23 protein-coding genes and 3 pseudogenes are annotated in these 25886 nt (G+C 58.9%); 23 read left to right on the top strand and 3 right to left on the bottom strand.

All coding sequences use genetic code 11. The annotated features are described in order from the left end of the window. Window positions 1–294 precede the first annotated feature (294 nt). The 18 genes and pseudogenes from B9A97_RS14985 to B9A97_RS14895 all read left to right on the top strand — a co-directional run bounded on the left by B9A97_RS14985 (window position 295) and on the right by B9A97_RS14895 (window position 19391). Entirely contained in the window at window positions 295–1899 is a 1605-nt protein-coding gene (locus B9A97_RS14985; RefSeq protein WP_084366164.1) for an extracellular solute-binding protein, read from the top strand. A gap of 72 nt (window positions 1900–1971) precedes the next feature. Beyond that, entirely contained in the window at window positions 1972–2838 is an 867-nt protein-coding gene (locus B9A97_RS14980) for a carbohydrate ABC transporter permease (RefSeq protein WP_244564238.1), read from the top strand. 38 nt (window positions 2839–2876) lie between these two features. Beyond that, window positions 2877–3818: a carbohydrate ABC transporter permease gene (locus B9A97_RS14975; protein ID WP_084366162.1), complete on the top strand. Its 942-nt coding sequence runs from the start codon at window positions 2877–2879 to the stop codon at window positions 3816–3818. 1 nt (window position 3819) lies between these two features. Next, window positions 3820–4914, top strand: coding sequence for an ABC transporter ATP-binding protein (locus B9A97_RS14970; RefSeq protein WP_084366161.1), 1095 nt, complete (start codon window positions 3820–3822; stop codon window positions 4912–4914). A 4-nt stretch (window positions 4915–4918) separates the two neighbouring features. Further along, entirely contained in the window at window positions 4919–5983 is a 1065-nt protein-coding gene (locus B9A97_RS14965) for an ABC transporter ATP-binding protein (RefSeq protein ID WP_084366160.1), read from the top strand. A 13-nt stretch (window positions 5984–5996) separates the two neighbouring features. Further along, complete coding sequence (locus B9A97_RS14960; RefSeq protein WP_084366159.1) at window positions 5997–7085, top strand: Gfo/Idh/MocA family protein; 1089 nt, start codon at window positions 5997–5999, stop codon at window positions 7083–7085. A 26-nt stretch (window positions 7086–7111) separates the two neighbouring features. After that, window positions 7112–8026: a sugar phosphate isomerase/epimerase family protein gene (locus tag B9A97_RS14955; protein ID WP_084366158.1), complete on the top strand. Its 915-nt coding sequence runs from the start codon at window positions 7112–7114 to the stop codon at window positions 8024–8026. Window positions 8027–8108: 82 nt separating this feature from the next. Next, window positions 8109–9305 (top strand): aldose 1-epimerase family protein, encoded by a 1197-nt coding sequence (locus B9A97_RS14950; RefSeq protein WP_084366157.1) that lies wholly within the window; start codon window positions 8109–8111, stop codon window positions 9303–9305. A 26-nt stretch (window positions 9306–9331) separates the two neighbouring features. Then, window positions 9332–10411 carry a fatty acid desaturase family protein gene (locus B9A97_RS14945; protein ID WP_084366287.1) on the top strand — a complete coding sequence of 360 codons (1080 nt, stop codon included), beginning with the start codon at window positions 9332–9334 and terminating at the stop codon, window positions 10409–10411. Window positions 10412–10491: 80 nt separating this feature from the next. Further along, window positions 10492–10806: a MocE family 2Fe-2S type ferredoxin gene (locus tag B9A97_RS14940; RefSeq protein ID WP_084366156.1), complete on the top strand. Its 315-nt coding sequence runs from the start codon at window positions 10492–10494 to the stop codon at window positions 10804–10806. 10 nt (window positions 10807–10816) lie between these two features. After that, window positions 10817–12046, top strand: coding sequence for an NAD(P)/FAD-dependent oxidoreductase (locus B9A97_RS14935; protein WP_084366155.1), 1230 nt, complete (start codon window positions 10817–10819; stop codon window positions 12044–12046). 18 nt (window positions 12047–12064) lie between these two features. Further along, window positions 12065–12862 carry a 3-methyl-2-oxobutanoate hydroxymethyltransferase gene (locus tag B9A97_RS14930; protein ID WP_084366154.1) on the top strand — a complete coding sequence of 266 codons (798 nt, stop codon included), beginning with the start codon at window positions 12065–12067 and terminating at the stop codon, window positions 12860–12862. 80 nt (window positions 12863–12942) lie between these two features. Beyond that, window positions 12943–13827, top strand: a complete 885-nt coding sequence (gene purU / locus B9A97_RS14925; protein ID WP_084366153.1) for a formyltetrahydrofolate deformylase — start codon at window positions 12943–12945, stop codon at window positions 13825–13827. A 237-nt stretch (window positions 13828–14064) separates the two neighbouring features. After that, window positions 14065–14629 (top strand): annotated as a pseudogene (locus tag B9A97_RS30155) (hypothetical protein); the annotation flags it as partial. 506 nt (window positions 14630–15135) lie between these two features. Next, window positions 15136–16326 carry a plasmid partitioning protein RepA gene (gene repA, locus B9A97_RS14910; RefSeq protein ID WP_084366152.1) on the top strand — a complete coding sequence of 397 codons (1191 nt, stop codon included), beginning with the start codon at window positions 15136–15138 and terminating at the stop codon, window positions 16324–16326. Between the two features lie 84 nt (window positions 16327–16410). Continuing rightward, the gene (repB, locus tag B9A97_RS14905) at window positions 16411–17403 is read left to right on the top strand and encodes a plasmid partitioning protein RepB (protein ID WP_084366286.1); all 993 of its coding nucleotides are present in this window, start codon (window positions 16411–16413) and stop codon (window positions 17401–17403) included. A gap of 156 nt (window positions 17404–17559) precedes the next feature. Then, window positions 17560–18798 (top strand): plasmid replication protein RepC, encoded by a 1239-nt coding sequence (gene repC, locus B9A97_RS14900; RefSeq protein ID WP_084366151.1) that lies wholly within the window; start codon window positions 17560–17562, stop codon window positions 18796–18798. A gap of 101 nt (window positions 18799–18899) precedes the next feature. Beyond that, window positions 18900–19391, top strand: coding sequence for a hypothetical protein (locus tag B9A97_RS14895; protein WP_084366150.1), 492 nt, complete (start codon window positions 18900–18902; stop codon window positions 19389–19391). A gap of 195 nt (window positions 19392–19586) precedes the next feature. On the opposite strand, the gene B9A97_RS14890 is transcribed toward B9A97_RS14895, so the two are convergent. Both B9A97_RS14890 and B9A97_RS14885 read right to left on the bottom strand, forming a co-directional pair. Continuing rightward, a complete protein-coding gene (locus B9A97_RS14890) occupies window positions 19587–20246 on the bottom strand; it encodes an RraA family protein (RefSeq protein ID WP_084366149.1) in 660 nt (219 codons plus the stop codon). Further along, on the bottom strand, window positions 20239–20994 hold the full coding sequence (locus B9A97_RS14885) for a FadR/GntR family transcriptional regulator (protein ID WP_084366148.1): 756 nt from the start codon (window positions 20992–20994) through the stop codon (window positions 20239–20241). Before B9A97_RS14885 ends, B9A97_RS14890 begins: the two co-directional genes overlap by 8 nt. 167 nt (window positions 20995–21161) lie before the next feature. On the opposite strand from B9A97_RS14885, the gene B9A97_RS14880 reads away from it, so the two are divergent. The 4 genes from B9A97_RS14880 (at window position 21162) to B9A97_RS14865 (ending at window position 25072) form a co-directional block, all read left to right on the top strand. After that, window positions 21162–22145: a tripartite tricarboxylate transporter substrate binding protein gene (locus B9A97_RS14880; RefSeq protein WP_084366147.1), complete on the top strand. Its 984-nt coding sequence runs from the start codon at window positions 21162–21164 to the stop codon at window positions 22143–22145. A gap of 82 nt (window positions 22146–22227) precedes the next feature. Next, on the top strand, window positions 22228–22698 hold the full coding sequence (locus B9A97_RS14875; RefSeq protein ID WP_179145298.1) for a tripartite tricarboxylate transporter TctB family protein: 471 nt from the start codon (window positions 22228–22230) through the stop codon (window positions 22696–22698). Beyond that, entirely contained in the window at window positions 22695–24257 is a 1563-nt protein-coding gene (locus B9A97_RS14870; RefSeq protein WP_244564237.1) for a tripartite tricarboxylate transporter permease, read from the top strand. The genes B9A97_RS14875 and B9A97_RS14870 overlap by 4 nt, the downstream gene beginning before the upstream one ends. Further along, the gene (locus B9A97_RS14865; protein WP_084366145.1) at window positions 24254–25072 is read left to right on the top strand and encodes an SDR family oxidoreductase; all 819 of its coding nucleotides are present in this window, start codon (window positions 24254–24256) and stop codon (window positions 25070–25072) included. The genes B9A97_RS14870 and B9A97_RS14865 overlap by 4 nt, the downstream gene beginning before the upstream one ends. 547 nt (window positions 25073–25619) lie before the next feature. Here the strand turns inward: B9A97_RS14865 and B9A97_RS29410 are convergent. Further along, window positions 25620–25745, bottom strand: a pseudogene (locus tag B9A97_RS29410) (hypothetical protein); the annotation flags it as partial. Window positions 25746–25783: 38 nt separating this feature from the next. Here B9A97_RS29410 and B9A97_RS29405 point away from each other — a divergent pair. After that, window positions 25784–25886 (top strand): annotated as a pseudogene (locus B9A97_RS29405) (IS630 family transposase); the annotation flags it as partial.

Raw genomic sequence — 25886 nt, 5'->3', positions numbered from 1 at the left:
TGCCTTTATATTTTGATGTGAAATGATGTAGTTCAACTGACGGCAAAAGCAATCTTAAAATCAGTTGATGCGTTGATATCCCCGATTTGAACGGGGATCTGTCAGGCTCATTCCTTCAATCGAACGGGTAAAGCGCTTATTTATCAACGAATTGATTTGCAAGGTTACGCCTGAATGCAATCAAATGATGCGATGCATGATGAATTTGATGCAAAATGATGTTGACAGTCATCATAATGGTCGTCATTTTCCTCATCATTGGGCGGAAGGAGGTCTGCCCGGTGGGAGGATAAGATGGTCTCAAGACTTGAAATGACCCGTCGTGGCCTGTTGGCCAGTGGCGGCAAGGCGGCTGTGCTGACAGCCGCCATTGGTATTGCACCGCAATTCATCCGGCCGGGTCGGGCCTTTGCTGCGGACGCACTGGCGCCAGGCATGATTGGCGGACCGACCGGATTTGACGGAGCCGAACGGTACCAGTATGGCGCGGAGACGCCCGAAGGCCGGGCCGTGGAAGCAGCCAAGGCTCTCAAGGCAGCCGGCAAATCGCCGGAACGGATCGTTCTCGGCCTGTCTGACGGTTCGATCGGGCAATTGACGCAGCCTTTCCCGAAGGGCGCGCCCTCGATCAAGGATCTGTGGGAAAAGGAAACCGGAATCAAGCTTGAGATCGTCGGCGTTCCGAACGGACAGGAATTCACCAAGACGATGCAGGATATCTCCACCAAGGGTGGGGCGTTCGACATCTATGCCGTTGAATGGAACCGTCTGGGCGATCTCGCTGAAACCGGCGGCATCCTCAATCTCGACGATTTCGTTGCGGCACACAAGCCGGAATGGGACGATCCGGAGCGCGGTTACGTCAACGGCAAGCAAGGCGTTTCGCTGCTCAACCAGTATAATGGTTCGACCTATGGTGTGTCGCTGGATGGTGACTTCCAAACCTGGAACTACCGCACCGATCTCTTCAACGACGAGGCCGAGAAGAAGGCCTTCGCCGACAAGCATGGCTATGAACTGAAGCCACCGCGGACCTGGAAGGAACATTCCGAGATTGCGGCCTTCTTCCACCGTCCGGACAAGGGTCTGTTCGGGTCGACCGACCTGCGCAACCAGGGCTGGGGCTATACCAACTGGTATCAGCGCTATGTTTCGATGGGCAATCCGAACCAGTTCCTGTTCGATGAAAGCGGAAATCCGCTGATCAATTCCGAGGCCGGCTATGCCGCCACGCTGGAATATGTGGAATCGCTGTCGCATCACTCGCCGGATGCGATCTCCTGGGGCTGGCCGGAACAATATGGCAATTTCGCCAATGGCGGTGCGGCGATGACCTGCGCCTTCTCCAACCTGCCGAAATTCCTCGACAATGCCGGCAATACCGGCTCCAAGGTCACCGGCAAGGTGGGTTCCATGCTGCCGCCGGGCCGCGATGTCGATGGCAAGCTGATCCGCCGCACCGTGCTCTGGCTCAACCTGTCGGCTTCGATCTCGTCGCAGTCCAAGCATCCGGAAGCCTGTTATCTTCTGCTGCAATGGCTCGGTTCGAGCCGGATCTATTCGTGGATGACGGCCAATCCGGGCGGTTACTTCGATCCGTTCCAGCTGTCGAACTTTTCCGATCCGCTCGTGCGCCAGACCTACCACGACTACCACATGGATATCGTCCGCGAGAGCGTGGCGCGCGCCGTGCCAACCATCAACTATCCGGGTGCGACTGCCTTCCACAATGCGCTCGACGAGAACCTCGTCGCATCGCTGACCAAGGCCAAGACACCGGAACAGGCGATGGCAGACACCGAAAAGGAATGGAAGCGCATCGCCCGGCGCATCGGCGAAGACAAGCTTGTCAGTGCCGTCAAGGCGAACATGGCTGCCTGGCCGACCGTGGTCGATTGATCGACTGCACAGTTTTTCTCCCCGGGCATGGAGGGGCGTTTTCGCCCCTCCGATCTCCAACAATCACAGTTGATGGCCATGCATCGTTCGTTTGCCCTTGAGTGTCTTCGCTATCTCGCCATTTGCGCGGCGTTGGCTATCACGCTCGTCCCCATTCTCTGGATGGCCTCGATGGCCTTCAAGCCGATCGCCGAATGGACGGCGACGGGCGATCAGTTGACCTGGTGGCCCAGACAGCCGACGCTCGACAATTTCCGCTTCATTTTTGGGCAATCCTCGAGCGAACTGATCGTCGCGCTCGACAAGACCGCGGCCAAGCCCATTCTCGCCTCGCTGCTTTCGGCTGTGTTCGGCACGCTTATCGCCATGGTGTTCGGCACATCGGCCGCCTATGGCCTGTCGCGCTTCGGATCTGGCGGGAATCTGCCGCTGGCGCTGATCCAGCTCCGGCTGTTTCCGCCGATGGCCGTCATGATCCCGGTCATGATCATGTGGGCCTTCTTCAACATGGTCGATACTTGGTGGGGCCTCGCGCTGATCTATGGCATCGTCACGCTGCCATTCGCCTTCTGGCTGATGAAGACCTTCTTTGACGACATGCCGCGCGAAATCGAGGACGCGGCGCGGGTGGAAGGCTGTTCGCGCTGGCGCGTCTTCACCAAGATCACGCTGCCAATGATGCGCGCGCCGCTCGCAAGCTCAGCCCTCTTCGTCTTCATTCTCAACTGGTCGGACTATCTGATTGGCCTGCTTCTGACCACCCGGGAATGGGTAACGATCCCGGTCTATATGGCCTCCCTCTCCTCCTCGATGACCGGACAGCTCTATGGCGCCAAGGCCGCGCTCGGTCTCATCGCCGCCGTGCCGCCCGTCCTTATGGGTATCGCCATCCAGCGCCATCTGGTGCGGGGGCTGACATTCGGGGCGCTGAAGCAATGAGCCTCGACCATCGTCTTGAACAGGGAGGACAGAGCGTCATGCCAGCTCTCGATCAGACCGTATCTCCATCCAGCAACGCGGCGACGGATGCCGACGAAGGCCGCCGCCTTGGACTGTGGTTGACGCTTCCGGCCCAGATCCTGGTGCTGTTTATCTCGGTCTTCCCGCTTCTGATGCAGCTTTATATCTCGCTCACCGACTGGTCGCCGCTCGATGGCACCGGCTGGTGGATGGCCTGGGAAAGCTGGAATACCTTCGCCAACTACACCGATCTGATGACGGACAACCGCTTCTTCGGCGCGCTCGGTCGCACTGCGCTGATCATGCTGGTCTGCGTGCCGGTCGAGTTCCTGCTCGGGCTCGGGCTCGCGATCCTCTTCGTGCAGGACTTTCCGGGCAAGCGAGTGTTCTACTCGATACTGCTGATGCCGATGATGGTGGTGCCTGCCGTGGCCGGCTACATGTTCTTCATGCTCTTCCAGTCGGGTGGGCCGGTGAATATGCTGATTTCGGCGCTCACCGGCCAGCCAGTGGCCCTTGCCTGGCTATCAAGCCCCGGAACGGCGCTGATCGCGGTGATGATCGCCGATATCTGGCAATGGACGCCCTTGATGTTCCTCATCCTCTTAGCCGGCCTCGTCGGCGTGCCGGAGGACCAGCTGAAAGCGGCAAGCCTGCTCGGCGCTTCCTGGCCGCAACGCTTCCGCTACATCATGCTGCCACGCATGAAGACGATTATCCTGATCGCGCTTGCCATCCGCGTCATCGAGAATTTCAAGATCTTTGACACGCTCTTCATCATGACAGGCGGCGGCCCGGGTGTCGCGACCGAGACGATATCCGTCTATATCTACAAGGTCACCCAGCAGGATCTTATCTGGGGCTATGTCGCGGCGATCGCGCTCGTCATCCTCATCGTTCTCTCCATCCTTGTTTCCCTGGCGATATCCCGGATGAACAAGGCGCGTGCGGAGGCCTGACATGACGTCGATCCATCTCGAAAATCTCGAAAAGAGTTTCGGTGCCTTCCAGGCCCTGAAGACCATGGACCTGAAGATCGCCGACGGCGAGTTCGTGGCGCTGCTCGGACCCTCCGGCTGCGGCAAGTCGACGACGATGAACATGATCGCCGGCATGGAACGGCCGACCGGTGGCCGCATTCTCTTCGACGGTCGCGATATGATCGACGTGCCGATGGGTAGGCGCGGGGTCGGTTTCGTCTTTCAGAACTATGCGATCTTCACCCATATGACGGTGCGCGACAACCTCGCCTTCGGCCTGAAGATGCGCCGGTTGCCGGCAGCTGAAATCAACCGCCGCGTCAGGCAGATGGCGGAGTTCCTGCAGCTCACCGAACTGCTTGACAAGCCCTCGGCGAAACTCTCGGTCAATATCCTGCAGCGGTTGGCGATCGGCCGTTCGGCAATCGTCGAACCGGCAATCTTCCTGCTCGACGAGCCACTCTCCAATGTCGACGCCGCCTTCCGCTCTGTCATGCGCACCGAACTCAAGCATCTGCAGCGGCAGTTCCGCCAGACCATGGTCTATGTCACCCATGACCAGCTCGAAGCCATGACGATGGCCGACCGGATCGCGGTGATGGATCACGGGGTGCTGCAGCAGGTGGGTACACCGCTCGAGGTCTACAACCATCCGGCCAACCTATTTGTTGCCAATTTCATCGGGGCGCCGGGCATGAACCTCATCCGTGGTACGGTTACCGAAGAGAGCGCTGAAATCCGTATCGATCTCGGCCAGCTCGGCCTGTCTCCGGTGCTGCCACGCGGGCTTGCCGCTGCTCTACGGCGCCGCAAGCGCGCCGATGTGTGGTTCGGTTTCAGGCCCGAACAGGTGTCGATTGACCGACAGGGTGGCGGTATCTCGCTACCGGTGTTGTTCGTCGAGCGGATCGGCGCGCGCACGACGCTGCATTTCGGCGCCGAACGCACGCTCGCCAAGGCAGTGATTGACAATGGCGAAGGGATAGAGGCCGGCAAGATGGCGCCCGTGGCGCTCGCCAGCGAAGGCGTGAGACTGTTCGATGCCGACACCGGCATGGCGATCGGGGAGGCTTGATACCATGGCGACCATCCGCTTCGAAAATGTCACCAAACGCTATGGCGACAAGATCGCCGTCGACGATGTCAGCTTCGAGATCGGCGACAATGAATTCTTCTGTCTGTTCGGGCCACCGCTCTCAGGCAAATCGACGATTCTGAAGCTGATCCTCGGCCTCGAAATGCCGGACAGGGGCGAAATCCTCATCGACGGCAAGCCTGTAACCCATGTACCGGCGCCGGCGCGCAACGTCGCGATGGTGTTCCAGAACCTGGCGCTCTTTCCGCATATGACGGCCGGCGACAATGTGCGCTTTCCGCTGGTCGAGCGGAAGGTGGCGCCCGATGCGATCGCCAGACGCGTCGCAAGCGTCGCCGAAAAGCTCCATATCTCGCATCTCTTGCACAAGATGCCGGCCCATCTCTCCGGCGGCGAGCGACAGCGCGTGGCAATCGCCCGGGCTCTTGTGCGCGATCCGGTCGCCTATCTAATGGATGATCCAATCTCAGCGCTCGATGCGCGGCTGCGCGAGGAAACCCGCGTCGAACTCAAGCGCATCCAGCGCGAGCTAGGTCATACGCTGGTCTATGTGACGCATGACCAGGAAGAGGTGATGTCGGTGGCGGACCGGATGGCGATGCTCGAACATGGCGCCATCCGCCAGATAGATACGCCGCAAGCAATCTACGACAATCCAGCCAATCGCTATGTGGCAGGGCTTCTGGGCTCACCGCAGATCAACATTCTGTCGATCGAGGCTGGACCGACACCATCGGCTGCCGCCGGCGCCTTGCAACTCGATCCGGCGCGGATTCCGGATGGTGCGGTCGGCATCGGCATCCGGCCGGAAGACCTCAAGGTCGGAGCCGATAGTGGAGCGGCGAACCAAGCGTGGGTCTTCGAAGTCGAGCCGCTCGGCGGCCATACGGTCGTCACGCTTGAAAGCGGTCCTATCCGGCTTCGGGCCCTGATGCGCGGTCAGCCGCAGATCCGGCTCAACAGTTACGTGGGGCTCGCGTGCGAGCCGGCGCGCATGTTCTATTTCGACAGGGCCGGGAGGGCCCTGCCGAAACTGCAAAATCTGTGAAGGGGAGGAGAAGATGACGAAGGCTGAGCCATTTCATCCTGATGTCAATGTTCGGGAAAAGGGCTATCGCATCGGCTGCATCGGCGCCGGCATGATCATGGCGGAATGCCATCTTGCCGCCTACAAGATGGCCGGTTTCACTGTGGCCGCCATCGCGTCGCGTACGAGGCCGCGCGCTGCTGAGGTCGCCAAGCGCTGGGACATTCCGACCGTGCACGAGACGCCGGAGGCGCTGATTGCCGATCCTTCGATCGAGATCATCGATATTGCCTATCCGCCGGATCAGCAGCCGGACCTGATCCGCAAGGCGCTTGCCACACCGCATATCAAGGCGATCCTCGCCCAGAAGCCACTGGCGCTGTCGCTTGAAGAGGCGAAGAAGCTGCGCGACGAGGCAAAGGCGGCCGGCAAGATCATCTCGGTCAACCAGAACATGCGCTATGACCAGTCCATGCGGGTGTTGAAGGAAATTCTCGATCGCGGCGAACTCGGCCAGGTGGTCATCGCCACGATCGAGATGCGCGCGATCCCCCACTGGCAGGGCTTTCTTGAGGATTACGACCGGCTGACGCTTGCCAATATGAGTGTGCATCATCTCGATGTGCTGCGCTTCCTGTTCGGCGATCCCGATGAAATCTATACCGCAGCCCGTACCGATCCGCGCACCCGGTTCGACCATAGCGACGGCGTGACCGTCTCGACGCTGAAATTCCCCAATAATGTCCTTGCGGTGTCGCTCGAAGATGTCTGGTCGGGTCCGCGCGAGGAAGGCTTCGACAGCGACATCTACATCAAGTGGCGCGTGGAAGGCACCGATGGCGTCGCGCAGGGCACGATCGGCTGGCCGGATGGTTCGCCCTCGACGCTGACCTATGCGTCGAAGAAGACCACCGGCGGCAAATGGGTCTCGCCCAAATGGGACACGATGTGGTTCCCGCATGCCTTCATCGGCGTGATGGAACAGCTGCAATATGCGCTTCGCTCCGGCGAGGCCCCGGCACTTTCGGTTGCCGACAATGTCAAGACCATGGCGCTCGTGGAGGCCGGCTATCGTTCGATGGCCGAAGGGCGTGCGGTCAAACTCGCTGATATCGCTATCTGATTTCGATCCAAAGGGAGGACTCAACCATGATGCAGACCGGCATTTTCACCGGATATTTCCCCTACAGCCTCGAAGAGACTGCAAGGAAGATCCGTGCGCTCAACTTCAACACCGTGCAGCTCGACCTGCATTTCAAGGATATGGATCTGAGTGCAGGCCAGATCACCAAGGAAAAGTGCATCCGCATCCGCGAGACGTTCCGCGATCACAATCTGCCGATCTGCTGTATCTCCGGCTATACCAACATCATCCATCCCGATCCGGCCGAACGTGCCCGTCGTGTTGGCTATCTCAAGGAAATCATCCGGCATGCACAACATCTCGGCACGCCTTATGTGATCTCCGAAACCGGCACCTACAACACCGAGTCGGACTGGGTTCATCATCCGAAGAACAAGACGGAAGAAGGTTTCGAGGAATGCCGCAAGGTCATCGCCGACCTGTCGCAACATGCCTATGATCACGGCGCGACCTTCCTGCTCGAAACCTATGTGAACAATGTCGTCGGTTCCGTCGAGGAAACGGTGAAGATGTTCGCCCAGGTCGATCACCAGGGCCTCGGCCTGCTGATGGATCCGACCAACTATTTCGAGACCCACAATATCGACCGGATGGACCAGATCCTCAATCAGGTTTTTGACACGCTGACCGACAAGATCAGGATCGCTCATGCCAAGGACGTCAAGCGCTCGGGCGATGACAAATCCGAAAAGCATGCCGATATCGGCGATGCAGATGCGATGGAAAGCCATACGTTCCGTGGCGTCGGCGAGATCGAACTGCCTGCCCCGGGCCTCGGCTCGCTTAACTACGATCTCTACCTGAAGCGGCTGGCGCAGAAGCATCCGAACATTCCGATCATCATCGAGCATCTGGAAGAGTCGGATGTACCGCGCGCCAAGACATTCCTGGACGGCAAGCTCCGGGCCCAGGGCCTCTGAAACCCGGATCACAAGGAATGACATCGGGCGGAATAATCGCCCGATGTCGGACAGATGACGTTTCAGCGACGGAGCAGCGGCGATGGTGACACTTTATGGCGAGCGCAGGACCAGACGGGAGCTTTCCGCCTATGCGGGCAGCCTGTCGCAGTTCGCCGGCGTGCGCCTGATGACGCTGGGCGACGGCGTCGAACGTGGCGTGCGCCTGCTCGAATTCCGCACCGGTACCGGGCTTCGCTTTACCGTCCTCATCGATCGTGCGATGGACATCGGCGATTGCGAACATAACGGCATGGCGATCGGCTGGCATTCCGCGACCGGATTTCGCCATCCCGGCCTGCATGATTATGAAGGAGAGGGTGGCCTGGGCTGGATGCGGTCCTTTTCCGGACTGCTTGTCACCTGCGGCCTCGATCATACGCTCTTCATGGCCGAGGAACCGGCGGACCACTATAATTACCGGCCGCGCCAGACGGTCAAACATTCGATCCATGGCCGCGTCGGCACCATTCCCGCCCGCCTATCGGGCTATGGCGAACGCTGGGACGGCGATGATTGCTGGCTCTGGTGCGAGGGGATCGTGCGGCAGGCCGCCGTGTTCGGTGAACATCTCGAACTCACCCGCCGCATCGAGGCGAAGGTGGGGACCGACGAGATTCGGATCACCGACCGGGTTGCCAATCGTGGCTTCAGCCCGACACCGCATATGTATATGTATCACGTCAATGTCGGCCATCCGGTGCTGGCGGAAGGATCGCGTTATGCCGCGCCGATCCGCGATGTTCTGTGGGCTGCCCATGAGGGCGAAAATTATCGTGCGCAGAATGTCGGCTATGACCGGATGCCGGCGCCGCAGGAGCGGTTTCACGAACAGGTATGGGAACATGACGTCGTGGCTGATGCGGCCGGACAGGTGCCGGTGGCACTCGTCAACGACCGTGCGGGGCTTGGCCTCGAAGTATCATTCCGCAAGGACCAGTTCCCCTGCCTTTTCGAATGGCAGGCCCTGCAATCGGGACTCTATGCCCTCGGTATCGAACCTTCGACAGACCATGTGATGGGCCGTGGCCGGGCGCGCGAGACAGGCGAACTTATCTGGCTCCATCATGGCGAGGAGCGCCGCTACGACGTGACATTCCGGGTGCTGGCCGGTGCGCCTGCCCTTGCCGCATCGCTCGGCAAGATTGCCGCGATCGCAACACAGCCGGCGGATAGTTTTCCGAAACCATCCGGCCAGTTTCCGAACATCACGAGAAAGAAGCAAGAACCCGCCGGCTGAACGGCAGGGGCATGGAGGTCAACGACATGTTGGATAGGGTAGATAAGCGGGATTATTCGCTGACCGGCGAAGGTGCTGCGCGCGCCGTCGCGCTCGGCCTGGCCTCGGCAGAATGGTATCATTCGGATGTCGACCGCAAGACGATGAAGGCACTGATGCAGCGCTCCGATGCCGCTGCGATCCGGGACACGGTGATCTGGCTCGGATTGATGGTCGTTTCAGGCGCGTTCGGCGTCTATTTCTGGGGAAGCTGGTGGTGCGTTCCGTTCTTCCTAGTCTATGGCGTGCTTTACGGGTCGGCAAGCGATGCGCGCTGGCATGAATGCGGACATGGAACCGCCTTTCGCACCAGTTGGATGAACGACGTCGTCTACCAGATCGCCTCCTTCATGCTGATGCGCAATCCGGTGAACTGGCGCTGGAGCCATGCGCGGCACCATACCGATACGATCATCGTCGGCCGTGACGCGGAAATCGCCGTGATGCGGCCGCCTGATCTCCTGAAGGTGATGCTGAATGTGTTCGGCATTCTCGACGTCCATCATTCGCTGATCGGGCTCATTCGCAATGCGGTCGGTCGCTACTCCGCCGACGAACGTGACTACATTCCGGCCACTGAAATTCCGAAGGGCGTCCGGGCAGCGCGCGTGCATGTGCTGATCTATATCGCCACCATCGTCACCGCACTTTATCTGCAATCCTGGCTGCCGCTGATGCTGATTGGTCTGCCACGCATGTATGGCTGCTGGCACATGATCATGACCGGGCTTCTGCAGCATGGCGGCCTTGCCGAAAACGTGCTCGACCACCGGCTGAACAGCCGCACCGTCTACATGAATCCGATCAGCCGCTTCATCTATTGGAACATGAACTACCATGTCGAACATCACATGTTCCCGATGGTGCCCTACCACGCGCTGCCGGAACTGCATCGTCTGATCAAGCATGACCTGCCTGTGCCGAACCCGTCGATCATCCATGCATATCGCGAGGTGATCCCGGCCTGGCTGCGCCAGTTGCGCTACGAGGACTATTTCGTGAAACGGGAGCTGCCGCCAACGGCACGGCCCTATCGCGAGGATCTGCAACCGAACCTCGTCCACTGAACTGACACTGACACTGAGGGAAGGTGTGACCGCCCCGCAAGGGCGAAAACCAACTCATGTCCAAGAACCGGAGAATGACAATGAGCGACTGGATTAGGGCCTGCGCGCTGGACGATATCGACGCCGAGGATGTGATGCGGTTTGACCATGCTGGCCAGACCTTTGCGATCATCCGCGCCCCCGACGACACTGTCTATGTGACAGACGGGCTCTGCACCCATGAGCGGGTCCATCTCGCCGACGGGCTGGTGATGGGTCATGTCATCGAATGCCCGAAGCACAATGGGCGCTTCGACTATCGCAACGGCAAGGGGCTGAAGGCGCCGATCTGCGTCGATCTCAAGACCTATGAGGCCAAGGTGGAGGATGGCGACATCCTCTTCCGGATCGGCTGACGGTCCTGTCATGAAAACCGACGGACCCATCGTCATCATCGGCGCCGGTGAGGCGGGTGCTACACTCGCGGCAGACCTCGCGCGGCGCGGAAATTCCTTGCCGATCCATCTCGTCGGGGCGGAGGATTGCGCGCCCTATGAACGGCCGCCACTGTCGAAGGCCCATCTCGAGCCCGATGAGATAGCGCGAGTGGTTCCGCTGTTTGCCGGTGGAGACATTCCGGACGCGATCATTCATCATCGCGGCGTCCATGCGCTGCGGATCGACCGAGCGGCGCGGACGGTCGAACTGTCGGACGGCCAACGACTGGACTATGGCCGGCTGGTGCTGGCCACCGGCGCCGCGTCGCGGCGCTTGCCGATCGCCGAGGGCATTGTCGGCATTCACTATCTCAGAAACCTCCGCGAAGCGCAGGCGTTGCGGCCGCTTCTGTTGGCCGGTGGCCCGATCGCCATTCTCGGGGCCGGCTTCATCGGGCTCGAAGTGGCGGCTGCCGCGCGCAAGCACGGAACGGCTGTGAGCGTCATCGAGCCGCAGGCACGAATTCTCGCGCGCGGTGTCTCGGCATCGATTGCGGGAAAGGTCCAGGAACTGCACGAACGGAACGGCGTCGCCTTTCGCCTTGGGACGAGCGTGAGCACCATCGATCGAAGCGGCGATACGATTGCACTCATCCTTTCGGATGGCGGAACGATTGCGGCTACCACAATCGTGATCGGCATTGGCGCTGTGCCTGAGGTGGCGCTGGCGCGCGAGGCAGGTCTGATGGTCGACAATGGCATCACCGTCGATGCGCGGCTTCAAACCTCCGATCCAGCCATCCTGGCGATCGGCGATTGTTGCGCCTTTCCGCTTTCGATCTATGGCGGTCGGCGGGTCAGGCTCGAATCCTGGCGCAATGCACGCGACCAGGCGGCCATGGCTGCGGCCCTGCTCTCCGGCGAAGCGATCGGCGAGATGCCGTTGCCCTGGTTCTGGTCGGACCAGTATGATCATGGGCTGCAGGTGGCGGGCCTCATCGATGAAGGGGGGACCGAAATATTGCGCCGGCCCAACGAGGATGTGCTTATGAGCTTTCATCTCGCCGCCGATGGTCGGCTGGTGGCGGCGCAAGGTTTCGGGCCGGGTCAGGCGGTGGCCAGAGACATAAGGCTCGCCGAGATGCTGATTGGCCGCGGTGCCCGGCCAGACCCGGCATTCCTTGCCGATCCGTCTGTCAAACTCAAATCGCTACTCTGATCCTGGAAGGGGAAACGCATGTCCAGAAAGAGACCCACCATTGCCGACCTCCGCGCGATGAAAGGAAAACGTCAGCTGACCATGCTGCGCGTCATGACACTCGAAGAGGCCGAGGCGGCTGAACAAGCCGGTATCGATATTGTCTCGATCCCACCGGATCTGATGCTCAATCCTGAATATCGCGATGCGGCGCCGACGCTCTTTTCGATGCCCGGCGACAATTTCTTCGAGATTGGCACGGCGGACGATTTCGTGCGTTGGGCCTTCCGGCTCTACAAGGCCGGGGCGGATGCCGTCTATTGCTCGGCAAGCTATGCTACGGTGAAGGCGATGGCGGACGAGGCGATCCCGGTGATCGGCCATGTCGGCCTGATCCCGTCACGGGCGACCTGGACGGGTGGCTTAAAGGCGGTCGGCAAAACCGCGCAGTCTGCGCTCCAGATCATGGATGCTGTGCGCAAATATGAAGCGGCGGGCGCCTTCGGTGCAGAAATCGAGGTGGTTCCCGTCGAGGTGGCCAAGGCGATTTCGGAACGAACTTCGCTCTTCATGCTGTCAATGGGCGCTGGCACCGGCTGCGATGCGCAATATTTGTTCGCCGAGGATATTCTTGGCCAGAACCGCGGCCATATGCCCCGCCATTCCAAGGTCTATCGCAATTTCGCCGCTGAATATGACCGGCTCCAGCAGGAGCGGATTGCCGCGTTTACGGAATATCGCCAGGATGTTGAAAGCCTCGCCTATCCCGAGAGCCGCCATGTTGTCCAAATGGACCCCGCCGAGCTCGAAAGCTTCCTGAGGGCGCTCGATTCCTGAGCGTCTACCACACCCCTTCGACATCAGCGTCTGGCCCGGCATAACGGGCCTGACGGGGGCCATTTTGTGAAAGAGATGAAATGCTTACTTATGTACTGACGGTCACGTGCGTGTCGACCCGCGGCATTGTAGCTGCGATCTCTGGTTACCTCGCCGAACAGGGTTGCAACATCGTCGACAGCTCCCAGTTCGACGATCTGTACACCGGACAGTTCTTCATGCGCATTTCCTTCATTTCGGAGGAAGGTGTCACCGAGGCCAAGCTTGAAAAGGGCTTCATTCCCGTTGCCGAGAAGTTTGGCATGAACTGGAACCTGCATGACGGCGCCAAGCGCATGAAGGTCCTCCTGATGGTGTCGCGCTTCGGCCACTGCCTCAACGACCTGCTCTATCGCTGGAAAATCGGCGCCTTGCCGATCGATATCGTCGGCGTCGTCTCCAACCATTTCGACTACCAGAAGGTCGTCGTGAATCACGACATTCCATTTCACCACATCAAGGTGACCAAGGAGAACAAGCCGCAGGTCGAAGCCCGCATCATGGATTTGGTTGCACAGACCGACACCGAGCTCATCGTGCTGGCCCGTTACATGCAGGTGCTTTCGGACGACATGTGTAAGAAGATGTCCGGCAAGATCATCAACATCCACCACTCCTTCCTGCCGTCCTTCAAGGGGGCGAATCCTTACAAACAGGCCTTCGAGCGTGGTGTGAAGCTGATCGGTGCGACCGCCCATTACGTGACCGCCGATCTCGACGAAGGTCCGATTATCGAGCAGGACGTTGCCCGCATCACCCATGCGCAGTCCGCGGACGACTATGTCTCGATTGGCCGTGACGTGGAAAGCCAGGTACTGGCACGGGCCATCCACGCCCATATCCATCACCGCACTTTCATCAACGGCAACCGCACCGTGGTCTTCCCGGCAAGCCCGGGCTCCTACGCCTCCGAGCGCATGGGATGATCCATGACCGTTGTCCTCAACGGATAGGCCTCCGCCGCTTCGGTGATCGAGGCGACAACTTCGGCAGCAACGACACTGAAAAGCTCCGGTCATCGCAAGCACGGTCTTCCAGTTGTCATCGTCGGTCATGATCCTGCAAGCAACGGCTATGTCGGCGCAAAGAGCCTCATCGCCAAGCCCGGCTGGTGCGATGATCCTGGTGCGCCCTCGCCCGTCCCAGGCCCCCTCGCCTGCCCCCGCGTGCGTGCGGGGAGCAACGTAGCCGCGATCCTCACCGCGAACGAGATCGAGCGGAATGACGTGCCGGTCACTCGCGCGACAATCAGGCGAAGCTCATCCGCTTCACAGGTTTCGGCGCATCGGATATCGCGAACGACATGTTTCTCCGCCCCGGTGAAGCCGAGTTCCGCAAGGGTGGGATGATCTGAGCTGCGCGCTGGAAGCTGCGGTCAATGAGGTCAACTATGTGTCCCTCGCCCGCTGCACCCAGTATGCGCATTTCACGCAAGACTTTATCATCAGGGCGATCTGGACTGGGCTGCAGCTTCTCGGTTGGCGCGGGGGTCGCGTGCTTGGGCCAGTTATTGGTACAGGGTTATCCCCCTGCCCTCACGCCGGCCGATTATCGGGACAACGCCTATGTGACCGGAATTGAGTTCGATCCTGTGACGGCACGCATCACCCGGCCGCTTCAGCCAGCGCCCGGATCATCAATGGCGATTTCACCCGTACCGACCTGTCGCCAATCTACGACCTCGCCGTCGGCAACCCGCCCCTCCCCGATCGCGCGGTCCGCTCCGACTGAGCCAATCGTTCGCTCGGCATTCGCCTGCATGACGATTTATTGCCGGAAAACGTGGGCGCGGAGCCGGTGCATGTCGTGAATTGGGCGGCGTTCAGCTTCGCCCCTTGATGGCGACGATGCGCATCGAGCCCCCCTCCCCCCTGCTTCGGTGATGCAAGGAGGTTTGCCGGGGCTGTGAGCTTCGATCTACTGCCAAAAGGGTTGGCTTCTGATTCTGCCTCAAGCTGGTAGACCCGATGGCTACAGGTCTCAGGATGCTTTGTGCGACTAGCAAGACTGTGAATAGCTAACGGAGCCACGAATCCATGCCGTGCCTCTATGGCAATGAAAAACAACAGGAAAACGGAGCCAGCCAGGCATAGGTTACCCAGCAGATGAAGACATTGACGAGTTGTTAACTTTAAATTCCTTGCTGGGTATTCAGAATCGGGAGATAGTTGCGCAAATGATGGCGAAAGCGCCATTTTTTTGAAAATTATCCTCCTCAGGAAATAGTTTGCAAAATGAGCCCGTTGCAGCCCAACCGTTTTGATCTGGAAATCGCCGAACAGGGTTCGAAGATTTCAGGCGCCTTGCATATGCTGCGTAGCCAACAGTACCCGCCAGATGCTCGCAAGGGTCTGCGAAGGTTCCAGATTGGCGAAGTTGCTGACTTTATGGGCGTAACCCAGAGTCATCTCAGGCAGCTTCATGCGGAAGGAAAAGGTCCAGAAGTCGAAACGGTCGGCGGCCGGCGGTACTACACGGCCGATCAGATGCTGGAGCTCCGTGAGTTTCTCGAAGCCAACAAGAAGTCTGACAAGAGATACTACTTGCCGAAACGCCGCGCCGGTGAGCAGATGCAAGTGGTGTCAGTCGTCAACTTTAAAGGTGGAAGTGGAAAGACAACGACAGCTGCGCATCTCGCTCAGTATCTTGCACTGACAGGACATCGCGTACTTGCCGTCGATCTCGATCCGCAGGCGTCATTGACGTCCCTCTTCGGCATCCAACCAGAGCTCGATGAGACATCTTCTCTCTATGAAGCGATTCGCTTTGACGACGAGAAGAAGTCAATTGCTGAGGTCATTCAGCCGACCAACATTCCGGGTCTTGACGTCGTTCCTGCGAACCTCGTGCTCCAGGAATATGAATATGATGTGCCGCTCGCTATCTCGTCGAGAAAAGATGATGAGGGACGACTGTTTCATATGCGCATTGTCAATGCCTTGAAAGCTGTCGATGATCGATATGATGTCGTTGTCATAGACTGCCCTCCTCAGCTCGGGTACCTGACGATCACCGCACTGATGGCCTCGACGGGTATTCTGATAACCATTCACCCTCAGATGTTGGACATCATGTCAATGAGCCAGTTTCTCATGATGCTCGGTGGCATCTTGACGCCGGTTGCCGAGGCTGGTGCGGAGATCCGGATTGAGTGGTTCCGATACCTTGTAACAAGATTCGAGCCCACGGACATCCCGCAAGCCCAGATGGTAGGTTTTATGCAATCCATGTTCGCGCAACATATGTTGAGAAACCACATACTCAAATCGACAGCCATTTCCGATGCTTCAATCAAGAAGCAGACACTTTATGAAGTCGAACGTGGTGATTTTGTCAGGTCAACCTACGACCGTGCAATCGAGAGCCTTAACGCTGCCAATGGCGAGATCATGGACTTGATCCATAGTGCATGGGGGCGAAAATGACTTTCTTGTCAGCCGTTTTTTTTGCCGATTTGATCAATGAATTCAGGTCGTTGTTGAAGATGAACCATGTGAAAGGAGATGTTCGTGGCACGTGATAATCCGTTCGCTAAGTTGGACCTCTCAACCATTCCTGAGAGGAAAGCCTCTGGTCACCCTAGCTATGCCATGACCGGAGCAGCAAAAACGGTGGTCAGATCGATCGAGGATCTTGCTGAGAATACAAAGAAGCTGATGGACGGTGAGGTGGTCGTGGAGTTGGACCCACGGTTGCTTGACGTCTCCTTGGTCGCTGACCGTCTTTCTGACGAGGACGAAGAATATCAGGAGCTCAAACAAGCGATCCGGGAATCCGGCCAGTCCACGCCAATTCTGGTACGACCAATACCCAACAGCCAACGATATATGGTGGTGTTTGGTCACCGAAGGCGTCGGGTCGCTGAAGAACTCGGTATACCTGTCAAGGCTGTCATTAAGAAGCTGGATGACATCACATCCGCCATTGCGCAGGGACAAGAAAATTCAGCACGATCGAACCTCTCCTTTATCGAGCGTGCCTACTTCGCCCGTAATCTCTTGGCGACTGGAATGACCAAGGATGTTGTCAGATCTTCCCTTGCTATCGATGAGGCCATGCTCTCCAAGATGCTTGGGGTAGTCGAGGTCATACCGGAGCCAGTTATCAAGGTGCTTGGAGCCTCGAAAAAAATTGGCCGTGATAAATGGCTCAGCTTGCGACAGTTGCTTTTAGCCCCAATGCTTCTTCGCGCATCCAACGACTATGTATCCACGCCTGACTTCCTGGAAATACCGGAGGAAAGGCGGTTCGATGCACTGCATGATTTCGCGAAGAAATATAAGGCCAAATCGGCAGCGAAGACCCCAAAGGCAGTCGAGCCAGTCAAAGAATGGACATCCGGGGATAAGTCCCTGAGCTTGGCCGTGAGTTCTAGAGCAAAAAAGGTGGCAATCGAGCTATCTAGCATTGAGGCTAAGCCATTTAGCAATTGGCTCACGGCTCGAATAGACCGCCTCTACCAAGAGTACCAACAGTCCAAGACCAACACTGACGGAGAGTAAGCAGCAAAAGAAAAAGGCCCCCAAACGGCGAACCGTGGAAGCCTCTCTCGTTATCCGTAGCAAGATCGAGAATCGCATTTCCCGGAATCACAGTCAAGAGTCTTTGGCACCGTTTTGGTGAGCAGATTTCTATTGCCTAAAGAAAGGTGAAGGAAAATGCATCTCGAAAATGTGACGACGCCCTTTGGGCGGCGGCCTGCTGTGCTTGCGCTCGTGAAGAGGCAGCTACAGACGGCCGAAACGAAACCAAACCGCCCGGTCGAAAAGTGGAAGGTGTTTCGCGACGCCTGCGAGGCACGTGAGCGCCTGGGTCTCCAGGACAGGGCACTGGCGGTGCTCGACGCGCTCTTGACGTTTTATCCGGAGAGCGAGCTCAATTCCGAGAATGGATTGGTGGTCTTCCCATCCAATGCCCAGCTCTCGGTCAGAGCGCATGGCATCACGGGAACGACCTTGCGACGGCATCTGGCTGCCCTGGTCGAAGCTGGCCTCATTCAGCGCCGGGACAGTCCGAACGGCAAGCGTTACGCGCACCGGGATAAGGGGGGCGATATAGAGCAGGCCTTTGGATTCGATCTTTCGCCACTTTTGGCGCGCGCTGCCGAACTTGCAAACCTGGCGCAAGAGGTTGCGGCCGAACGCCTTCAGTTCCGTCGAGCCAAAGAGGCACTGACGATCTGCCGGCGTGACGTCCGCAAGCTGATTTCCGCTGCTATCGAGGAGGGAGCTGCCGGCGACTGGGACGCGATTGAGGACATGTATGTCGGCATTGTCGGCCGACTTCCGCGCAGCCCAGTCCGTCACCAGGTGGAAACAGTCCTCAACGAGATGCAGCTTCTGCGCTCTGAGATCCTCAACCTTCTGGGAAAACAGCTAAATTCTCAAAATATGGATGACAATGCTGTTCAAAGTGGATGCCACATACAGAATTCAAAACCCGAATCCATCAGTGATCTTGAACCTAGCTCTAGACTAGAGCAGGGCGGAGCCGTCGAGCCAGAAGCTGAACCCGCAGTGATAGCCCAACCGTTGGCAAAGCCTGAACAGATGAAGGCATTTCCGCTTTCGATGGTGCTGAAAGCCTGCCCGCAGATTTCCGACTATGGGCCCGGGGGCACGATTTCCCATTGGCGTGAGTTGATGGGCGCTGCGGTCGTGGTTCGATCCATGCTTGGGGTCAGCCCCTCAGCCTATCAGGAGGCGTGCGAGGTGATGGGACCGGAGAACGCCGCGGTTGGCATGGCCGCAATTCTGGAAAGGGCGGGGCATATCAACTCGCCAGGTGGATATCTTCGCGACCTGACGCGCCGAGCGAGGGCAGGGGAGTTCTCACTCGGTCCGATGATCATGTCACTGCTCCGCGCAAACTCAGGAGCAGACAGGCGATCGGCATGAGTGTTGAGTGAACTGAGCGGATTGGCGCAAGGCTGGCCGAACGACGGCAAGCTCTATAAAAGCCCGATTTCGTAATTCGGGGTAAAACGAATGGAGCATTGATGGCTGATAGCCTTAAGGCGCTTTCTTTGGCGATTGGGCTGCTTGGGAGCGATCCGAGCGTCAACGCGGGGGAATGGAGAGAGTATGTCTGGAGGACTCAGACCATTGATACCTGTCTTAAGACGTCTTGTCCTCCAATCTCGCTGAAATGGGATTGGAAGCGGCCGCAGACAGTAACGGTATCGCTGACGCCGACGATGAACGGCCTGACTATACGAACCAGGCTGTCAAATGATGACCCACTGGATGGCGACGATGTCTGTGTGACACTGCTGTTGCGCGATCAAGCGGGGGCGACAATCGCCGTGTTTCACGAAAACCGCCACTCCGATCCTGGAACAGATATCACCGGTTCGACGACGCTCAGCCTCGGCAAGAAGGTCATCTCAGCAATCAGGTCGGTGGCTCTCGGTACCAAACAGTGCCGTGGTGGACCGCAGCAGGATGACGCCATCTATCGCAAGGCGAGAAAGATGTTGGGTCAGAGGTAGCCAACAAGCATGACGGCAACACGCCAGACGTTGGCGCTGCTATCAGCAGAAGCTGACATTATTATCGCAGCCTCGGTTTTTCGCAGTGCTGTCTTTGGACACCACTGCCTTTGTAAGGCGCAATACATGCCGCCATGGCTGTAGTTTGCGGGGGAGGTGTTCAAGATCGCACCATGGGCCGCAGTGAGAGTTGCTTTAGACCGGCCAGACCGACTGCAGCTTTTCGCCGGCGAGAATGCGGTCGCGCGCGGCGGTCTCATGTCGGCCGAGTTGGTCTGCCTGATCGGCAACGGCTTCCACATGCTCCTTCGGAATGCACACCACGCCGTCAATGTCACCGAATATCACATCGCCGGGCTTTATCGTTACGCGACCTATGGTGATGGGGACCTGTGCCTCAATAGGCTCTTTCTTGCCGGTGACCCCAACGGGGCTGGGCTCGGTGCCGAATAGCGGATAGCCAAGCTTGCGGACCTGCGCCAGATCGCGCACCGTGCCATTGACGATCGTCGCCGCAGCGCCGCGCGTCTTTGCGCCCGAACTCATCAACTCCCCGGAGCAGGAGCCGGGGGCGCAAGAGGCGTCGCAAACCAGGATGCCGCCTTGGGGGGCGTTGTCGATGGCGTTGTGATAGACGTCCTGTGGCTCGCCCTTGCGATCAGAAAGTCCGAACAGAACGGTAACAGCCGGACCACACACCACTTCTCCTTCCGCCAGTGCACCGAGGAGCTTGATTCCCTCAAGATGCCCCCAAAGTCCAAGCGCCTCCATGCTGTCGTGCACGTCACCGGAATACCATTTCTTGAGACGTTCAATGGCGTTCCAGTCGACATCCGAGTAGTTGAAGTCAGGCATTCTTAGTCTCTCCCTTGGTAGCTTTTTCAATTGCGATGCGCAGATAGTTGGCGCTGTTATCGATCTGGGCGCGGATCAGCGCCTTGGCGCCCGCCTCGTCACGATCGCGGATCATCGAATAGATCTCGGCATGCTCGTCATAGGCCTCGACCAGCGATTTCGTCGGCACGCGACTGGTCACCTGGATCACCTCGTTGATGAGGCTGGCGAAGTTGTCATAGATGATCGACAGGATGCGGTTGCCGGCCGAGTGCACCAATGCCAGGTGGAACGCGGCGTCGGCATCGACGAAGCCCGAGAAATCCATCTCGTCTCGCGCCCTGCGCATACGCTCCAGGTTTTCGGTCACGGTATCGGCTACGGGCGTGTCCCGTGAACAGAGGATCTCGATGACTTCGGTCTCGACCATGCGTCGAGCCACCATCAACTGCTTGAGATATTCGGGTTCGCTCGCCAGCCGCTGTCGAACCGTCACCGCCAATGTATCGAGAAACTCATTGACGTCCTCGCGAACGACCGTGGTCCGCTCGCCATGGCGGCGCATGACCAGGCCCTTGGTCTCCAGGGTGTGAATGGCTTCACGAACCGCCCGGGTCGAAACCCCAAATTCGCGCGCAATCGTGCTTTCCGATTCGAGCTTGTCGCCGATCTTGAGGGCGCCATTCAGGATGCTCGCCTCTATCGCGGCGGCAACAGTTGTGTGAAGGCGGTCGCGTTTGGAGGCTTGGACTGTGTCAGCTTTGATCATAGGAGGCTCGCATGTTCTGGCTTCGGCTTTCCTGACTTTAGCGAGCCTGTTGACGCATCGCCATCCTTGCGCTTAAGATACTTATGTCATAAGTCATATGTCAAGTGTCCTGATGGATGAGGATCGTCAGGCCCTGATGCAAATGCAGATCCTTGGGAGGAACAAGAATGTCATTGTTTAGAAACTTATTGAGCCCGGTCCTGGCGGGTGCCGCCGGTATCGCCGTGATGCTGGCAGCCGGCGCTGCCGCCGCCGAGTGGCCTGAAAAGGCCGTTACCATTATCGTCCCATGGGCCGCCGGTGGCGGCACGGACGCCACGGCGCGCGCGGTGGCTGAAGGTTTGCAGAAGAAGTTCGGCCAGCCGTTCAACGTGATGAACCGCACCGGGGGCGGTGGGCTTGTGGGCCATGCAGCGATCGTGCAGGCCGCGCCCGATGGCTACACCCTCGGCGTCATCACCATCGAAAGCGCCATGTATGAGGCGCAGGGCCTCAAAGGCGCAACACCTGCCGACTTCAGCTTCATCGGCCGCTTCAATGCCGATGCCATCGGCGTGAACGTCCGTGCAGACGCCCCCTATTCCGATCTGAAGGGCCTGATCGAAGCGGTCAAGAAGGATCCTGGCGGTGTCGCGGCCTCCGGCGCAAACCGTGGTGGCCTTTCACACCTGGCATGGGTTGGTATGTTGTCAAAGGTCGGGATCGATCCCATGGCGGCCAACTGGGTAGCATCGGATGGTTCGGCGCCGGCGCTGCAGCAGCTCGCATCGAATGCGATTGCTGTCGTTTCCACCTCCCCGGCCGAAGCAAAGGCCCTGGTGGACGCAGGCCAGGCCAAGACGATTGCTTTGATCTCCAGCGAGCGCAGCCCTCTGTATCCGGATTTGCCGACGTCGGATGAACTGCTTGATATCAAATGGTCGCCCTTGCCGTTCCGCGGCCTTGCCGGTCCCAAGGGGCTACCTGATGACGTTGTCCTGAAAGTCAGCGCCGCGCTCAAGGAAATCACCGAGAATGCTGAATTCAAGACGTTCATGACGTCTCGCGGTTTCTCTGTCGCCTATCAGGACGGACCGACCTTCGCTGCAACGGTCAAATCCGCCCAGCAGGGACTGACGGAGACGATGAAGGCCGTTGGCCTCGCGAAGTAAATGGCACTGCATGTCCGGGCCCCGGGTAGAGCCTGCGCCCGGACATGCATCAAATCGAACCGCCATCGTGCGAGATTTTGACATGAAGCTTAGTGAAAGACTGACCGGGCCCGGCCTGGTTCTCTTTGGCGCGGGTGTCATTGCGGCGTCCAGCCAGTTGCCTGGAGTTCCCGGGGTTCAATTCGGCGCGGACCTGATGCCTGACGTCGCCGGTGCAGCGCTCATACTGTTCGGCATTCTGATTGCCTGGCCGGCTTGGTCTCAAGCGGATGGCGGCCCGCTGCTGGACGTCAGCGAATGGGATGTGTCCTGGCGCAAGCGCATAACCGCGCTCTGGACCGTCGGCGGCCTGATGACCGGCGCACTGCTTTTCCAGACCCTCGGCTTTCCCCTGGTCGGGCTGATCTACATGGCCGGCCTGATGGCTCTCATAGGTGCGCGGCCCCTGACCATTGCGATCGTCACGCCCTTGTTTGTGCTCGCGCTCTATCTCGGTTTTTCGCGTGTCATGATGGTGGAGCTTCCGGCCGGGCCTCTGGGAGGTTTGCTATGATGTCCCTCGACACCCTCTGGCAGGCACTGTTGATGGTGATGGCGCCGGGCGTGCTGCTCGCTATTGTAATTGGGGCCGTCTATGGACTGTTCATCGGTGCGCTGCCTGGGCTGACGGCGACAATGGCGACCGCACTGCTCGTTCCCGTGACATTTTACATGGAGCCGCTGGCCGCGATCGCCCTGATCGTCTCCAGTACGGCGATGGCGATTACCGCCGGCGATATTCCCGGCGCCTTGATCCGTATTCCCGGGACGCCGGCCTCTGCAGCCTACACGGAAGAGTCCTACGAGATGACACGCCGGGGCAAAGCCGGCGAAGTTCTTTCACTCGGCTTCTTCTTTTCCGCACTAGGTGGATTGATCGGTGCGGTTGTTCTTCTTGTCTCCGGTCCCGCCTTGGCGCAGGTCTCCTTAAACTTTTCCAGCTTCGAGTTCTTTTGGCTTGCTGTGCTGGGCCTGATGACCTGCGCCCTCGTCAGCGCGAACAATCCCGTGAAGGGCGGCGTTTCTCTGGTGCTCGGCATTCTCGTGTCCACGGTCGGACTCGATGTGACCACTGGCCAGCCGCGCTTCACCTTCGATGTCCTGGAATTGAGCGGCGGTGTCAGCTTCATTCCGGTCATGATCGGCATGTTCGCGCTGTCGGAGATCCTGCGCGGGTTCACCACCCTTGAACGGGAGCAGCCTGCTCCTCTCAAGGTCGGTGACGTCAAGCCTTATCGCGGGATGTTGGCGCTGCTCCGGCGTTATCCCATGAGTGTCGTGCGCGGCACCTCGCTTGGCGCGGCGATCGGCGCCCTTCCGGGTGTCGGCGGCGACCTTGCGGCCTGGATCTCCTATGGCCTCAGCCGCAAGTTCTCGAAGACGCCGGAAAAGTTCGGTACCGGGCATCCGGAAGGCTTGGTGGAGGCGACATCCTCGAACAATGCAGGGCTGTCTGCGGCCTGGATTCCAGCGCTGGTCTTCGGCATTCCCGGTGATGCGGTCACGGCAATTGCCGTTGGCGTCCTCTTCATGAAGGGCGTGTCGCCTGGTCCCCGTCTGTTCGTCGAAAACCCGACGATGCCGACGGCGATCATCATATCCTTCTTTGTCGCCAATCTGCTGCTCTTCCCCTTGGGCTGGATCGCGATCAAGGCGGCGCGCCATATCCTGTCGATACCCAGGGCGGTCATCGTACCGATGATCCTGCTGTGCTGCTTCATTGGTTCATACGCTGTCAACAACACCTTGTTCGACGTCTGGGCGATGCTGATTGCCGGTCTGGTCGGATACCTGATGGAACGAAATGGCTTCCCGATCGCGCCGCTGATCCTCGGCCTTGTGCTGGGCCCGGTGCTGGAGCGCAACTTCATCATGTCGATGCAGATTGCGCGCGGCGACCTTCTCGACTTCTTCGACCGACCGGTCGCCGCCGGACTGGGCACTATGGTCTGCATCGTGCTGGTCATCACCATCTATCGCGCCTGGACAAGGCGCGGCCTCGTTTCCTCGAGCGCCATGGCCGAAGACGCCGCCATGGACGCCAATCAATCCCTGAAAGGAAATTCCCAATGAGCGATGCTTTCTCCGTCAAGGACCGGGTGGCCGTGGTCACAGGTGGCCTGGGACAACTCGGGACGCAGTTTACCAAGACGCTGGCTGAAGCCGGTGCGAAGGTCGCGATCTTCAGCCGACGCCCGTTCTCACGCGAGCAGATCACTGAGAAATTCGGTGCTCTCGCCGATCAAGTTCGCGTCCATGAGGCCAGCGTGCGTGACAAGGAACAGCTTATCCGAGCGACGGACCAGTTGATTGCGGATTGGGGTGTCCCGCATATCCTGATCAACAATGCCGGTATCGACAGCAAGCCGAATGGCGATGCTGATCAGAATGCGCCTTTTGAGCACTATCCGCAGAAATACTGGGATGAGATCATCGATACCAACCTGACCGGCGTGATGCTGACGACCCAGGTCATCGGCAGCAAGATGGCGGATGCCGGCCGTGGCTCGATCATCATGGTCGGCTCGATGTATGGAATGGTGTCACCGAACCAGGCGTTGTACGCCTATCGCGAAGCGCGCGACGGCAAGCCGTTCATCAAGGCGATCTCTTATGCCGCCTCGAAATCCGGCCTCATCAATATGACGCGCTACCTCGCCACCTACTGGGCCAAGAAGGGTGTGCGGGTCAATCTCGTCACCTTCGGCGGCGTCAAGACGGGTTCTTTCGACAAGGAGTTTATCGACGCCTTCCTGGAACGGGTGCCCATGGGACGGCAGGCCGAGATCGAGGAGTTCGGTCCCATCGTCCAGTTCCTCGGGTCTGATGCGTCAACCTATATGACGGGCGCCAATCTGGTGCTTGACGGCGGTTTTACCGCTTGGTGAATGCCGCCCTGGAGTTGCCAGTAAGCGCTGGCAACTTCCTGTCTCGCCCGGCAATGCTCTGCATATTGGCGCAGGCGCATCAGTCAGAAGGTGGAATTGCTCGATGCCTCTTTGCGAAGCATCGCCACAGCAGACGCCTCACGATGCGGCGAATAGCTTGCAATGGTCAGAACGGGGCAAAGCCAAGGGAATCGACGCTGCAATATCCCGTTTTGAAATTACAATTAGGGCGTCCAGATGCGAGATCGTTCAAGATTGGCCGCTAGTTCGATGTAGAATTGACGGGACCTCTTGGCCAGACTCCTCCATCGGCCAAGCCACGGGAACGTCCTTTCGATGACCCGAAGGCGCGGTCTTGGTGACTTCATGATCTCGACCGCCGGGCGCCCGATCTTCCCTATTGTCGCTTCACCATGACCGACTCGCTTGCGGCTTAGCAGAATAGTGTTTCCGACGGATTTTGTTGAAACAAACGCGCAAGAGCCGTTCCACTGCCATGGGTTGCCGCTGCAAGCGGGCGTTGCCCCTCAGTTGACCAGACCCAAACTTAAGCTCCCACATAGACGGTTCGCTTGCGCAGGTAGGCTTCCAATCCGTGCTTTCCGTCCTCGCCGCCGAGGCCGGATTGCTTCCAGCCGTTGTGAAAGCCCTGCGCGGCCTCGCCAGCACCGCGATTGACACGAAGGCCCGCGTTTCATCCTTATTGCCGCGCTGTACGCACCGTTGTCAAATGATCTGCGTGAGCGTGTTGTTGCAGCCGTTTTAAACGGCGAAAGTAGTCGTGCAGTCGCTGGACGTTTTGGCGTCGCTGTCT

Origin of the sequence: Rhizobium sp. RU36D, assembly GCF_900176345.1 — a bacterium.
Lineage (GTDB): Bacteria > Pseudomonadota > Alphaproteobacteria > Rhizobiales > Rhizobiaceae > Allorhizobium.
Note: the sequence above shows the minus strand (reverse complement) of the source record. Positions and strands in the feature narration are given on the sequence as shown.